The sequence below is a fragment of the Arthrobacter sp. MPF02 genome (assembly GCF_046605375.1).
Lineage (GTDB): Bacteria > Actinomycetota > Actinomycetes > Actinomycetales > Micrococcaceae > Arthrobacter.
The window spans coordinates 3,608,721-3,621,601 of record NZ_CP176772.1 but is presented as its reverse complement, the minus strand read 5'-3'; the positions used below and the strand labels follow the sequence as shown (position 1 = coordinate 3,621,601).

The window sequence follows — 12,881 nt, the reverse complement described above, 5'->3', positions numbered from 1 at the left end:
TTTGGCTACTTGCTGAGGTTCGCGAGGCGTTCGGGGCTGAGGAGTTCCTGAAGCTGGGCAGCGGTGAGGAGCCCATGCTCGAGGACGAGTTCGGCCACGCCCTTGCCGGTGGCCAGGGCTTCCTGGGCAATGGCTGTTGCGGTGGCGTAGCCCAGGTGGGGATTCAGGGCTGTGACCAGGCCGATCGACTGCTCCACGGTGAGGCGGAGGTGTTCGGTGTTGGCGGTAATGCCGCGGATGCAGCGGGCCGTCAGGGTGCGGCAGGCTGCTTCCAGGTGGGAGATGCTCTTGTGGAGGCTGTGGACAATGACGGGTTCGAAGGCGTTGAGCTGGAGCTGCCCGGCTTCGGCGGCCATGGTGATGGTGACGTCGTTGCCGATGACTTCGTAGGCCACCTGCGAGACCACTTCCGGGATCACCGGGTTGATCTTGCCGGGCATGATGGATGAGCCGGACTGGACGGCCGGCAGGTTGATCTCGCCGAGGCCGGCGCGGGGGCCGGAGGAGAGCAGGCGGAGGTCGTTGCAGATCTTTGACAGCTTGACGGCCACGCGCTTGAGGACGCCCGACAGATGCACGAAGGCGCCCACGTCCTGGGTTGCCTCAATGAGGTCGACGGCGGTGACCAGCGGCAGGCCGGTGATCGCAGCCAGGTGCCGGCAGGCTGCCTCGGCGTAGCCGGCCGGCGCGTTCAGGCCGGTGCCGATGGCGGTGGCGCCAAGGTTGATCTCGTGGATCAGCAGTTCGGCCTCGGCCAGGCGGAGCCGGTCCTCGCCGATGGTCACCGCGTAGGTGCCGAATTCCTGGCCCAGGGTCATGGGCACGGCGTCCTGCAGCTGCGTGCGGCCCATCTTCACCACAGTGCGGAACTCGAGTGCCTTCTCTGCGCAGGCTCCTTCGAGTTCGGCCAGGGCGTCCAGCAGTTCCCGGGCGGCGAAGATGGTGCCCAGCTTCACGGCGGTGGGGTAGACGTCGTTGGTGGACTGGCTGAGGTTGACGTGGTCGTTGGGGTGCAGCCGGGCGTAGTCGCCCTTGGGGTGGCCCAGGATTTCCAGGGCACGGTTGGCGATGACCTCGTTGGCGTTCATGTTCGACGACGTTCCGGCGCCGCCCTGGATGACGTCCACCACGAACTGGTCGGCAAGCCGACCATCCAGGATGTCCTGGCAGGCCTGCCCGATGGCTTCCGCCCGCTCGGCGTCGAGCAGCCCGAGTTCGCGGTTGGTCCTCGCTGCGGCGAGCTTCACCGCTGCGAGGCCGCGGACCAGGTGCATGTTGGAGGAGAGCTTCTGGCCGGTGATGGGGAAGTTTTCCACGGCGCGCAGGGTGTGCACGCCCCAGTAGGCGTCGGCGGGGACGTCGCGGTCGCCGAGCAGGTCGTGCTCTGAGCGGACGTGTGCCGCGGTTTCGGTGATGGTCATGGGGTCCTTACGGGGCTTCGTTGACGGGTCTGGACAGTTCTATTTCAGGAAGTCGGTGGCCTGGAGCAGGCCCACCTGGTGGCCGCCGCCCAGCACGGGAACGGTGGCGATGGACGCGAGTCCGGCGCTGTCCACGCCGAGCGATTCCAGCAGGCGTACCGTGGCTGGCATCCGGGCGCGGTCACCGCCGTCGGAAATTTTCACGGCCACGGCGCTGCCGTCCGCCAGGCCCACCAGCTGGACGCCTTCAAAGCCGTCCTTTGCCACGGCGCCCGGGAGCAGGCGCATGAGGGCGGTGACGTCGCGCCCTTCCCCGGCCACCATGTCCGGGTGCTGCTGCATGGCGAGCCCGACGGCGGCTTCCGGGCTGCTTGTGTTTAGGACAGTGCCGCGGTCGTCATCCCTTCCAAGGGCGGCTGCCCGGGCGATGCGGGCGAAGGCGCGGGCCATGCCGTGCAGGGTCAGGGCGAAGAGCGGGGTGCCGCAGCCGTCTGTGCTGACGGCGGCCGGCTCCTCGTGGGTCAACTCCGTAACGGTGTCCCGCACGAGTTGCTGCAGGGGGTGGTCGGGGCGGAGGTAGCCCTGGACGGGCCAGCCGTTGATGACGCAGGTGGCGGCCATGGCGGCGTGCTTGCCGGAGCAGTTCTGGGTGAGTTGGGTGGTGCTGCCGCCGCCGCGCAGCCATTCTTCGCGCTCGCGGGCGCCGTAAGGGAGGTCAGTGCTGTTTTCGAGTGCGGTGACGCTGAGGCCGTGTAGCTCGAGGATGCGCAGGGCGCCGTCGCGGTGTTGTTCCGCGCCTGAGTGGCTGGCGGCTGCCAGGGCGAGGAGGTCTGCCGGGATGTCCAGTCCGGCGCGGACCATGGCGACGGCCTGGAGCGGCTTGAGCGAGGACCGCGGGTAGAAGGGGGCGTCGGGATCTCCCGCGGTGGCCTGTGTTGTTCCGTCAGGCGCCAGGGCTACGGCTGAGCCGTAGTGGATGCTCTCCACCAGTCCGTCGCGGACGGCGGCGACCAGGGGAACGTGCTGCGGGAGGCTTTGGAGGGCCGGGGCAGCGGTGCGGGCAGCGGAAAACGCTGGGGAGGGCATGGAGTCCTAGGGGGTGGTTGCTTGGTTAGTTGTTGAGGATGGAGTCGAGTGCCTGGCCTACGGCGTCCAGGTGGAAAGCCATGGCGGCGCGTGCGTCCTCTGCGGAGCCCGCTTCGATGGCGGTGAGGATCCGCTGGTGTTCGATATCCGAGGCATGCTGGCGGTCAGCCACCATGTTCAGGGTTTCCGATTGGTGCGCGAGGGCACCGCGGATATCCGCCACCACGCTGGCGAACACCTTGTTGCCGCTGGCGCGGGCAATTGCCGCATGGAAGGTGGAGTCGAGGGAAACCCAGGACTCCGGATCAGTCTCAGTGGCCATGGCGGCCATGATGTCGCGGAGGTTCTCGAGTTCCTCGTCCGTCCTGCGTTCGGCAGCAAGGCCTGCGGCGGGGACCTCGATGTGCGGGCGGGCCTCCGTGAGGTCCCGCGCCGAATACTGGCCGAGGGTGAGATCGTTGGCCACCTTGTTCGCGACCACGAAGGTGCCTTTGCCGGTCTTGGTTTGTGTCAATCCCAGTGCGGTGCAGGAGCGCAGCGCTTCACGGATCACGGAGCGGCTCACCCCGTACTGCTGCGCCAGGGTGGCTTCGGAGCTGAGCTTTGTGCCCACCGGAACCTGGCCGGATTCGATGTCGCCGCGGATGGCATTGAATACCGCCTCTGCAGCGCTGAGCCGCGCGAGGGGGACCACAGGCTGTCCTGCTGTCCGGCTGTCTGACAGGTTCACGCTTTAAATATGGCACCGGTCACAGGAGGTGTCAATTGCAAGTCAGGGACGGCCTTCGCCGTCGTCAATTACAACAAAAGGAACGACGACGGCGGGTCACCCTTTCCCGTCAGGTTGTCATCAGGGGAGGCATCCTCGAAGTCTCGCAGGACCTGCCAGCGGATGGCGGCGTGGCCGTCGAGGAGCCAGACGAGAACGTCCTGCATGTGAAGCGTTAGAGATGCTGGATGCCGGCGCGCTGCATCGCGTCTTTGTATGTCTCGACGTTCTTGGCCAGCAGTTCTTCCTGTTTGGCCTCGGAAACGGCGAACGCCCGGCCACCGAGGGCCGTCGCCTTGTAAATCTTGATGCCGTCGTTCTTCAGGGCCGAGTGGTAGGTCTTTTCGTAGAGAGTGAGGAAGGTGGAGGCATCCGTGCCATGGGCGATGATGGCTGAGACGCGCGAGTTGATTTTCAGGAACTGCCGGAATGGCCGAAGGCCGTCGGTCTTTTCCTGCACGCTCAGTGCCGAGGGGCTGCCAGGCTCGCGAACCCACGGGTACGCGTTCCACGGCATCACATAGCGGGGATCGAGTTCGGCCAGTTCGTAGATCTGGGTGGCGCGCCGGGCAGCTTCATCGTCGTTGTAGTGGGAGACGAAGCCGGACTGGGTGCCCTTGCCGGGGCTGCCCTGCAGGCTGATGATGCGGCACTCGTCCTCGTCGTGCACGGGATCGATGTACGGGACGATTGATCCGGGCTTCTTTTCCATCAGTTCGTCGCAAAGTTGGGTTACCTTCGCGATGTTCGGTTCCTGTAGCAGGGCCTTTTTTTCGTCCCAATCAATCGTCACGATGTCTCCCTTAGCGGCAAAGTCGTCCAGAATCAGGCGTCTTAAGCCACTCTACGCTTTCGGCCATGAGGGTGGGCAGGGAAAAGTTTCCCGGTTAGCCAGGTCCGCCCACCCCGGACGATCTCACCGCAGGGCGGCGCGCTTAACGCCACTACTACACCGGAACGAACGGCCTGAAGTGCGCCCGCTTCAGCGCCTTGGTCCGCTCACGGTGAGCCCGGCGACGGCGGGCACGCGTATCTCGTGCAACCGCGGGCCCATCCGGTGGCAGAGTCGTACCAGGAAGCGGCGGTGCGGTGGATGTGTAGGTGTGGCCGGTTGGGGTTTTGAGTCGTACGGTGTGCCGGGTTCCGGGGATCGGGAGTGGTTTGGCTGACCAGCCTGGTGTTTCTTTGGTGTGGTTGCAGGCTTCGCAGAGGCCTTGGCCGTTGCCGGCGCTGGTGGGTCCGTCTTTGTGCCGGGGGATGATGTGGTCGTCGTGGCGGATGGGCGCGTCGCAGTACGGGGTGCGGCAGACGTCGTCCCTGACTTGGATGAAGCGGCGGAGTCCGGGAGGGAAGAGCCGGGCCCGTGAGTCCATCGCTACCAGCTCCCCGGTGCCCGGCGCGGTGTAAAGCCGCCGCAGCCAGACAGCCGGCTCGTGTTCCACAGAGTCTTTGGCTGGAGCTTCCAGTGCCGTTGCGCTGGCTAACGGCTGCTTTCCTGCCCGCTCTGATGCCCGGCTCTGGAGCGCTTTGCGGGCCCATTCGGCGGGGACGGTGCCGTAGCCGGTCAGGCGGGCCGGTTTGCTGTCGCCTTGGAGGAGGGTGCGGTCGGTCATGACGAGCTGGATTTCGATGCTGCTGACCCCGCCCTCAATGCCGGTGGCTCTTTTGACGAGGGTGTCGGCCATGATCTGGCCCTTGCCCCGCTCATCTCCCGTAGCCCTGAGCGTGTCGGCTTCCTTTGACAGCGCGGCGTACACGGCCACGCCCTCCGCTACGGGCAGCAGCGCGGTCACGCGCGCCATGGTGTCCGGCGCCGGGCGCATCGACACGGTCCGTTCGTTCACCGCGTGGCTGGCGCGCTTGGCCACCGACCGCGGGTCCCTCCGGTACGCCGCGGCCTTCACGGCGGAGATGATGGCACGGTCTCCGGCGCCGTCGAAGGTGCCGGTGTCGGCGGCGAGTTCCTCATCCACCGCGGCCCGGTCCTCCACCGACAGGCACACCGTCTCCCTGACAATCAGCGTGGTGCGCCACTCATTCAACCGCCCGGACCGGAACGCCGCACTCGTGCGGGGCATTCCGGTCAGGGCCCTGGCCAGGCCAAGGAGCCTCCCGCCCCGGGTAGGGGACTCCCGCCGCGCCAACGCCACCTGCGCCGCCACCCCGGCGCCCTGCTCCTTCGCAGGGACACCCGCGGCCGCCTGCTCCCGCCGCTGCTGCAGGTCAAAAGCAACAGTGACTTCGGCCTGCCGCGCCGCCGCCAGCGCCTTCACATCCTCAAAGTGCCGCAGCTGATCAATCATCCCCGGACCATCAGACGCGACAGGCACAGCAGCCAGAATCCTCAGGGCATCGGCAACAGTCACGGCGGCTTTATGTGCGACACCAAGGTGCCTTGCATCCACTACTGCTGCCCCAAACGCCTCCATGAACAAAGTCTTCCAGCAGCCACCGACAAAACCGGCCAGCCAAAAGCCCTATGTGGAAAACAACCGGTCCGGGCGGGCAGAGGGCCAAAAGGACGCGCCGCCGTCGTGCAGAAAGGCTGTCTCAGCCCTGCCCGCGGAGCCGCTCCATCTCGCGGCGGTCCTTCTTCGTGGGTCGGCCGGCGCCCCTGTCCCGCTGGGGCAACCCGAGAGCCGGTGCTAGGGGCCGCGGCGGTGTGTGGTCCGTGAAGCAGTGCGACGCGGCTTCCGCACCGACTCGCTTGGCGATGAGCCGCCGCACTTCAAGAATCCGCTCGTAGCCCGGCATCCGAACTGTCACGGTATCGCCGGTCACCAGCGTGGCGGAGGCTTTGGACGGGCTGCCGTTCAGCCGAACGTGGCCGGCACGGCAAGCGGCGGTAGCGGCGGAGCGCGTTTTGTAGGCACGAATAGCCCACAGCCAGGCGTCGATGCGGACGCTCGCTGGGGCGGAAGGAAGACTGGTCATGGCTGGCACCGAGTATAGCCCCGGCCACGCCGGAGTCAGGCGCTGGATTCCTCCACCGCGACGTGGATCCGCTGCACCATGTTGTTGCCCATTCCCTGGTAGTTCCAGTTTTGCTCCAGGGGCTGGACGGCGCCGGTCGCGTCCGTGGCGCGGCACGACAGGACGTGCTCGCCCGGCTCGGCAATCCACGGCAACGTCCAGTTCCGCCATGCGAATCCGCCGGCGGGCTTCTCCAGCTGTGCGGGCACCCAGTTGTTGTCAATGCCCACCTCAACGCCCGTTACCGCACCCTCGCCCGACCAGGCCCGGCCCTGCAGCAGCACCGGACCCGGGTTGAGGATCCGCCTGCGGGTGAAAAAGTCGGGGACGCCCGGCGGGACCATCAGCGAACGCACCCTGATCCGCGAAACCGGAATGCCGGCGTCGTCAGCGGACTCCTGGTAGCGGTAGGCGACCTTCTGCTGGTACCCGGCAAAGGGGGCGGTAACCACCTCGATTGACTCAAGCCATTTCACGCTGGCCATGCCGTACCAGCCGGGGACCACCAGGCGCAGGGGGTAGCCGTGCTGGGGCGGCAGTTCGGTGCCGTTCATTTTGTAGGCGAGTACGACGTCGGCACGCAGGGCTTCGCGGATCGGCAGGCTCCGCGCGTATCGGTGGGGGACGCCGCCCTGGACTCCGGCGTCGGCGCCGGTGAACACAACCTCCACGGCGTTCTGCAGCACACCCGCTTTCCCCAGGAGGTAGGCCAGGGGAACACCGGTCCAATTTGCGGTGCCTACCCCTTCCTGGACCCACGGCTGGCTCATCGGCCGGGGCGAGAGGAGGGACCGGCCGTTACCGGCGCACTCAAGGGTGACGGGCACCGTGATGGCGGGGTCCCTGCGCAGCGCGGCCATGCTCAGTTCCAGGGCACGCTCCACGGCACCGTTGATCCGCAGGTGCCACGAGGAGGCCTCGATATCCGGAATGTCGAAGTGCGTCAGGACATAGTGCAGGCCTGGGGGCGTGACATCCCGGCGCAGCGCTTCCAGCGGCATGGAGTGGTTGCGGGCGGAAAGCTGCAGTTCCTCCCTGGTCAGGGGGCCGGTGGTGGGCCCTGCCGCGGGCGGTGCCGGCGTCTGCTGCTGCGCCGCCTCTGGACGGGCGTGCGGGTTGCTGAAGGTCTCCGTCATGGTACTGCCATCCTGGGTGGGCTGGAGGAGCTTGTGATCTCTGGTTTACGCCCGCCGCGCCGGCCCGTCAACGCCCCGCGCCCCGGAGTTTTGTCCAGGCATGCAGGCCCGGAGGTACCGGGACCGTGCATACCTGGACAAAACTGAGAGGGCCGGCGGGGCCAGTAATTCCGCGCGGCTACGCTTCCCGCTTGGCCGGGGACTTCGTCTGGGCCGGGTCCCGCTCTGCCAGGGAACCGATGGCGTCGTCGATCTTCTTCATGACTTCCGGTTCCAGCTTCACTCCGGCGGCGGCAGCGCTGTCCGCGAGCTGCTCCGGACGCGACGCACCCACGATGGCGGAGGCCACGTTCGGGTTCTGCAGCACCCAGGCCACGGCCAGCTGTGGCATGGTCAGGCCGGCTTCGTCGGCGATCGGCTTCAGCTCCTGCACGCCGGCCAGGACGTCGTCGCGCATCCACCGTTCGATCATCTTGGCGCCGCCCTTGTCATCCGTGGCCCGGCTGCCCTCCGGGGCAGGCTGGCCGGGAAGGTACTTTCCGCTGAGGACTCCCTGGGCCATGGGGGACCAGACAATCTGGGACAGGCCAAGTTCTTCCGACGCCGGCACTACCTCAGCCTCGATCACCCGCCACAGCATGGAGTACTGGGGCTGGTTGGAAATCAGCTGGAAGCCAAGTTCCTTGGACAGGGCATGGCCTGCGCGAATTTGTTCCGCAGTCCACTCGCTCACGCCGATGTACAGCGCCTTGCCCTGCCTGACGATGTCCGCGAACGCCTGCATGGTTTCTTCGAGCGGCGTTTCGTAATCGTAGCGGTGCGCCTGGTAGAGGTCGATGTAGTCGGTCTGCAGCCGGCGCAGCGAGCCGTTGACGGAATCCATGATGTGCTTGCGGGACAGGCCAAGGTCGTTCTTACCCTTCGGCCCGGTGGGTCCGTAGACCTTGGTGAAGATTTCCAGGGATTCGCGGCGCTCACCCTTCAGGGCTTCGCCCAGGACCGTTTCCGCCGCTGTGTTCGCATAGACGTCCGCGGTATCGAAGGTGCTGATGCCCGCGTCGAGTGCGGCACGCACGCACTGGGTGGCGACGTCGTTCTCCACTTGGGAGCCGTGCGTGAGCCAGTTGCCGAAGGTGATTTCCGAGACTTTGAAACCGCTGTTTCCGAGGTATCTGAATTCCATGCGTTTCACGCTAGCCCAGATGGTTGCTCAGGATAAGGGCTTTTTCCCGTTCCCTGTAACACCGTTGGTCCCGGCTTCCTTGAGTACCTGCTGCGGACCGGTCAGGGAAACGAGCGATCCCGTGTCCAGCGGCACCAGTGTTGGCGGATGCGGCGGCGGTTTCTTGAAGGACCGCGGCACCTCATGCAGCGGACGGTGGTTATGCAGGCTGGACTCCACCAGGGGAGCCACCTCTGCCACTTCCTCGGCGGGAACCTTCGGATCCGGCAGGTCCCGGACGGACAGCTTGATCTCGGGTGCCGCCGCCCGTGCCCTGGCCATGGCCCGGGCATCCGCCTCCGCCACCGCCGACGCCCAGTCTTCCGCCAGCACCGGCGGCTCCCTGCGCGCGGCCGTGAGCGCGGGGTGATGTTCGACGGCGGTGCGCAGCGACGACTTCAGGTGGGCCGGCTTCAGGGCAGCACGCCAGTTTCGCGGCTGGCGGCCGGTGTTATCCCCGGCCGCGGCTTTGCCGGAGAGCCGCGCGAGCAGGCCGGGACCGGCAGTGCCGGAAGCCGCGGCAGCGCCGGCGTCGGACGAGTCCCCGTCCGGGAGGCGTGTCCCGTACAGCTGGACCAGGGGAAGGGACTCTTTCCCGGAACGCCCGCTTAACAGGCCCATGATGACGACGGCGGCCAGCCGGCCGACGCCCGCCAGCACCAGGGTGATGACCCCCAGCAGGAAGAGGACGAAGAACATCAGGAACGCGATGCCTACGGTGCCCAGGAAGGTCAGGTTGAGGATGAGCGTATCCGGGTTTTCCACGTCATCTCTCCTCTCTGCCGGCAGCGCGGCCCACGCCTGCGCCCATCTGCCCAGGCCACAACTCCTTCTCCACCATACGGATTTTCGATGCCCCTTGCCGCCGGCTGCGGCGGCGGGTCGGGGGTTGTAGCAAAGCTGTTACCGGATATGACAGCATCCGGGTATGACAAAACTTGCGGGCCAGGACAACTGCCCCTGCCTCTCGGGGGACCAGTACGGGGAGTGCTGCGGAAGGTTCCATGCCGGGACGGCGAAGGCCGCCACGGCGGAACAGCTGATGCGGTCCCGCTACAGTGCCTTCGCGCAGTCGGACGCAGGCTACCTGCAGCACACCTGGCATCCGGACAAGGCGCCCGCGACGCTGGAAACCGACCCCGGGATGGTGTGGCGCCGCCTCGACATCCTGTCCACCACCGGTGGCGGCCCTTTTGATAACGCCGGAACGGTGGAGTTCAAGGCGTACTACCGGCATGGCACCGAGCGGGGGATCCTCCACGAGGTGAGCAGGTTCGTGCGGGACGGCGGCCGCTGGTACTACGTGGACGGTGATGTCCTGGCCTGAGGGCAGGACCGGCAGCAAAGAAGCCACTGCTCCGCCACCGGCTTACTCGTCGTCGTAGTCGCTGTCCGGCGTGAATCCGGCGCGGTCCACTTTCCGGTGGAACCTCATGCCCGCCAGGCCGCCCAGCACCGCTCCCACCAGGGCAACCGCGGCAACAACGACGGCGGCGATGATGCTGGTGGTGGTGAGCTGGCCCTCGTTAATGGGGATCCGCGGGAAACTGTTCAGGTTGGCGAGCACGTTGAACTGCTGGCCAAACACGAGGCCGAGGATGGAGACGAGGATCGCCACGATCAGCGCCCAGACCCACACCATCAAACCCTGTTTGGCACCGTTGAAGCGTGCCATGCGCCCGGCCACGTATCCGCCGCAGTAGTAGGACACGAAGAGGATTACCAGCAGGACAATGATGCCCACCAGGCCAACCGTGCCCTGGTTCTGCGCGGCCTGGTTCACGGCCTCATTGACGTCCGTGTTGCTGGCAAGGCCAACGGCGGTTCCGGCGGCAGCCACCAGGGCGGTCAGGAGCACTGCCATGCCGGTGGCGGTGAGCCAGCCAAAGAAGGCCGAGCCAACCTTGATGCCGCCGAACTGTTCCTTTTCACGCGCGACGGCGGTGTGCCGGTCCGTGAGGTTGGGATCGACGGCGGGTGTAGCGGTTGTGGGCGAGTAGTCCCGTTCGGCGTAGGCTGCAGGCCGCTCCGAATAGGTGGAGTCCGGCCCGGCGTCCCTTGCCGGCACCTGGTCGAAGGAGCGTGTGCTCTGGCTGTCCGCATCGGCAGCGCGGGAGCTTCCACTAGTGTTGTCGTCCCCCCGGGCATGCCGCGGAGGCAGGTTCTCTGGTTCCGTTGAGCTGCTCATGGCTCCACTCAACCACCCACCCACAGTTAATAGCAAGCGTGCTTACTATTTTGTGACCTGCGCTTTTACCTGTATTTGCGGTGCAGGCTTTCCTTCTTCGAGGGGCCGGGGGAGGCGTCAGCGATCCACGGTCCGGTTCCTTCCGACTGGTCCAGGATGCCTTCCTCCAGCCAGGTGTATTCTCCGGCGAGGACCTTCTTCGTGAGGTCATGGTCGCCGTCGTCCGTGTTCCGCCACAACTGGTCAAAGTACTCGTCCACGCGGACACGGGCCTGCTCGCAGTACGCCTCCGCCAGCTCATACGCGCTCGCCGCCCGCTCCGGTGCGGTGCGCAGGAGCATCTCTGCGCGCGTGCAGCAAGCAGTCATGGCGAACAGTTCGGCGCCAATGTCCACGATGCGGCCCAGGAACGCCTGTTTCCGCTCCAACTTCGCCTGCCAGCGGCCCATGCCGTAAAAGGTCTGCCGGGCCAGGCGCCTTGATGACCGCTCCACGAACCGCAGATGCTTGGCCAGGCGGCCGAATTCACCGTAGGACCGAGGGTCCATGCCGGCACCGGCAACCAGCTTGGGCAGCCATTTCGCGTAAAAGCCGGACGCGCCGACGGCGGCCCTCGCCTTGTCCTGCAGGCTTGCGTCCATAGACGCAAGGTCGCCGGCGGCGGCAAGGTGGGCGTCCACCGCTTCACGGGCGATAAGGAGGCGCATGATCTCCGAGGAGCCCTCGAAAATCCTGTTGATGCGCAGGTCCCGCAGCTGCTGCTCCGCGGCAACAGCCCTTTCGCCCCGTGCCGCCAGCGATTCGGCTGTCTCGAAGCCGCGACCGCCCCGGATCTGGACCAGCTCGTCCGCGATCCGGCAGCTGATTTCGGTGGCCCACAGCTTGGCCAGTGCCGCCTCGATCCGGACGTCCTTCTGGCCGGAGTCAGCCAGCTCCGCGGACAACTCGAAAACCGCGTCCAGCGCAAAGGCGGAAGCGGCAATAAAGGCGATTTTCTTTCCCACTGCCTCGTGTTCACCCACCGGCCTGCCCCATTGCGTGCGGGCGTTGGACCATTCACGGGCAATTTTCAGGCTCCAGCGGCCCGAAGCCACGCACAGCGCGGGAATGGACAGCCGCCCTGTATTAAGGGTGGTAAGCGCGATCTTCAGGCCCTGGCCTTCGCGGCCCAGCCGGTTGGCTGCGGGCACCCGCACCTGGTGGAACCGGGTGACGCCGTTTTCAATGCCGCGCAGGCCCATGAAGGCGTTGCGGTTCTCCACCGTGATGCCCGGTGAGTCCATGTCCACCACGAAGGCGCTGATGCCGCCCTTGTGCCTGGTGCCGTCCCGGCCGGTATAGGCGGGCACCACCGCCATTACCACTACAAGTTCGGCGATCACACCGTTGGTGGTCCAAAGCTTCACGCCGTCCAGAAGGTACGCCTCGCCGTCGTCCGTTGGCCTTGCGGTGCTGCCCATCCGGGCAGGATCGCTGCCCACGTCCGGCTCCGTAAGGAGGAACGCGGTGACGGCACCGGCCGCGCAACGGGGCAGGTACTCGCGCTTTTGTTCCGCGGTGCCGAACACCTTCACGGGCTCCGGGACGCCGATGGACTGGTGCGCTGACAGCAGTGCTCCCGGGCTGGGGTGCACACTGCCCAGCAGGGCAAGGGCCCGCCCGTAGTAGACAAGGGAGAGACCCAGGCCGCCGTACTCCTCCGGAATCTTCATGCCGAAGACTCCCAGTTCGGCAAGGCCCCGGATGTATTCGTCCGGAATCTGTGCCTCCCGCTCGATGACCCCGCCGTCCATGGTTCGGGCGAATTCGGTGAGCCGGGCTATAAAAGCCTCCCCGCGCTCAACATCGGCCGGATCCGGGGTTGGCCACGGATGCACCAGTCCCAGGTCGAAGCTGCCAAGGTACAGTCCCTTGGCGAAGCTGGGGCGGTCCCATCCCGATTCGCGCGCGGCTTCGGCGACGGCGCGGGCATCGGCGGCGGTGGCCCCGGCACCAATCTTGCCGGCAGGTACGGGGACTTCCTCTGAAGCGTCGGTGGAGGGAGTGTCAGTTGCGGAGGTCATGGGTTATCTCCTTGGCCGGATTG

Annotated in this window: 13 protein-coding genes; 1 reads left to right on the top strand and 12 read right to left on the bottom strand. The window is 66.5% G+C overall.

Annotated features, from left to right (window positions below; translation table 11 throughout):
• Window positions 1-5: 5 nt before the first annotated feature.
• The 10 genes from ACLH0K_RS17160 to ACLH0K_RS17115 all read right to left on the bottom strand — a co-directional run bounded on the left by ACLH0K_RS17160 (window position 6) and on the right by ACLH0K_RS17115 (window position 9,372).
• Window positions 6-1,421 carry an aspartate ammonia-lyase gene (locus tag ACLH0K_RS17160; RefSeq protein WP_411374730.1) on the bottom strand — a complete coding sequence of 472 codons (1,416 nt, stop codon included), beginning with the start codon at window positions 1,419-1,421 and terminating at the stop codon, window positions 6-8.
• Window positions 1,422-1,460: 39 nt separating this feature from the next.
• Window positions 1,461-2,507: an asparaginase gene (locus ACLH0K_RS17155; RefSeq protein WP_411374729.1), complete on the bottom strand. Its 1,047-nt coding sequence runs from the start codon at window positions 2,505-2,507 to the stop codon at window positions 1,461-1,463.
• A gap of 25 nt (window positions 2,508-2,532) precedes the next feature.
• Complete coding sequence (locus tag ACLH0K_RS17150; protein WP_411374728.1) at window positions 2,533-3,237, bottom strand: FadR/GntR family transcriptional regulator; 705 nt, start codon at window positions 3,235-3,237, stop codon at window positions 2,533-2,535.
• A 68-nt stretch (window positions 3,238-3,305) separates the two neighbouring features.
• On the bottom strand, window positions 3,306-3,443 hold the full coding sequence (locus ACLH0K_RS17145) for a hypothetical protein (protein ID WP_411374727.1): 138 nt from the start codon (window positions 3,441-3,443) through the stop codon (window positions 3,306-3,308).
• An 8-nt stretch (window positions 3,444-3,451) separates the two neighbouring features.
• Window positions 3,452-4,069: a uracil-DNA glycosylase gene (locus ACLH0K_RS17140; protein WP_411374726.1), complete on the bottom strand. Its 618-nt coding sequence runs from the start codon at window positions 4,067-4,069 to the stop codon at window positions 3,452-3,454.
• Window positions 4,070-4,223: 154 nt separating this feature from the next.
• Complete coding sequence (locus tag ACLH0K_RS17135; protein WP_411374725.1) at window positions 4,224-5,579, bottom strand: HNH endonuclease; 1,356 nt, start codon at window positions 5,577-5,579, stop codon at window positions 4,224-4,226.
• Window positions 5,580-5,826: 247 nt separating this feature from the next.
• Window positions 5,827-6,210, bottom strand: coding sequence for an RNA-binding S4 domain-containing protein (locus ACLH0K_RS17130; protein ID WP_411374724.1), 384 nt, complete (start codon window positions 6,208-6,210; stop codon window positions 5,827-5,829).
• A gap of 35 nt (window positions 6,211-6,245) precedes the next feature.
• Window positions 6,246-7,385 (bottom strand): sulfite oxidase, encoded by a 1,140-nt coding sequence (locus tag ACLH0K_RS17125; protein WP_411374723.1) that lies wholly within the window; start codon window positions 7,383-7,385, stop codon window positions 6,246-6,248.
• A 178-nt stretch (window positions 7,386-7,563) separates the two neighbouring features.
• Window positions 7,564-8,568: an aldo/keto reductase family protein gene (locus tag ACLH0K_RS17120; RefSeq protein WP_411374722.1), complete on the bottom strand. Its 1,005-nt coding sequence runs from the start codon at window positions 8,566-8,568 to the stop codon at window positions 7,564-7,566.
• Window positions 8,569-8,595: 27 nt separating this feature from the next.
• Entirely contained in the window at window positions 8,596-9,372 is a 777-nt protein-coding gene (locus ACLH0K_RS17115) for a hypothetical protein (protein ID WP_411374721.1), read from the bottom strand.
• A 163-nt stretch (window positions 9,373-9,535) separates the two neighbouring features.
• On the opposite strand from ACLH0K_RS17115, the gene ACLH0K_RS17110 reads away from it, so the two are divergent.
• The gene (locus ACLH0K_RS17110; RefSeq protein ID WP_411374720.1) at window positions 9,536-9,934 is read left to right on the top strand and encodes a YchJ family protein; all 399 of its coding nucleotides are present in this window, start codon (window positions 9,536-9,538) and stop codon (window positions 9,932-9,934) included.
• Window positions 9,935-9,976: 42 nt separating this feature from the next.
• Here ACLH0K_RS17110 and ACLH0K_RS17105 read toward each other — a convergent pair whose 3' ends face one another.
• Both ACLH0K_RS17105 and ACLH0K_RS17100 read right to left on the bottom strand, forming a co-directional pair.
• Complete coding sequence (locus ACLH0K_RS17105; protein ID WP_411374719.1) at window positions 9,977-10,795, bottom strand: Yip1 family protein; 819 nt, start codon at window positions 10,793-10,795, stop codon at window positions 9,977-9,979.
• Between the two features lie 65 nt (window positions 10,796-10,860).
• The gene (locus tag ACLH0K_RS17100) at window positions 10,861-12,858 is read right to left on the bottom strand and encodes an acyl-CoA dehydrogenase family protein (protein ID WP_411374718.1); all 1,998 of its coding nucleotides are present in this window, start codon (window positions 12,856-12,858) and stop codon (window positions 10,861-10,863) included.
• Window positions 12,859-12,881 lie beyond the last annotated feature (23 nt).

Excerpts from the sequence above, each read along its gene's own strand:
- ACLH0K_RS17160 (WP_411374730.1), bottom strand. The coding sequence starts at position 1,421 with ATGACCATCACCGAAACCGCGGCACACGTCCGCTCAGAGCACGACCTG.
- ACLH0K_RS17155 (WP_411374729.1), bottom strand. The coding sequence starts at position 2,507 with ATGCCCTCCCCAGCGTTTTCCGCTGCCCGCACCGCTGCCCCGGCCCTC.
- ACLH0K_RS17145 (WP_411374727.1), bottom strand. The coding sequence starts at position 3,443 with ATGCAGGACGTTCTCGTCTGGCTCCTCGACGGCCACGCCGCCATCCGC.
- ACLH0K_RS17135 (WP_411374725.1), bottom strand. The coding sequence starts at position 5,579 with ATGATTGATCAGCTGCGGCACTTTGAGGATGTGAAGGCGCTGGCGGCG.
- ACLH0K_RS17130 (WP_411374724.1), bottom strand. The coding sequence starts at position 6,210 with ATGACCAGTCTTCCTTCCGCCCCAGCGAGCGTCCGCATCGACGCCTGG.
- ACLH0K_RS17125 (WP_411374723.1), bottom strand. The coding sequence starts at position 7,385 with ATGACGGAGACCTTCAGCAACCCGCACGCCCGTCCAGAGGCGGCGCAG.
- ACLH0K_RS17120 (WP_411374722.1), bottom strand. The coding sequence starts at position 8,568 with ATGGAATTCAGATACCTCGGAAACAGCGGTTTCAAAGTCTCGGAAATC.
- ACLH0K_RS17110 (WP_411374720.1), top strand. The coding sequence starts at position 9,536 with ATGACAAAACTTGCGGGCCAGGACAACTGCCCCTGCCTCTCGGGGGAC.
- ACLH0K_RS17105 (WP_411374719.1), bottom strand. The coding sequence starts at position 10,795 with ATGAGCAGCTCAACGGAACCAGAGAACCTGCCTCCGCGGCATGCCCGG.
- ACLH0K_RS17100 (WP_411374718.1), bottom strand. The coding sequence starts at position 12,858 with ATGACCTCCGCAACTGACACTCCCTCCACCGACGCTTCAGAGGAAGTC.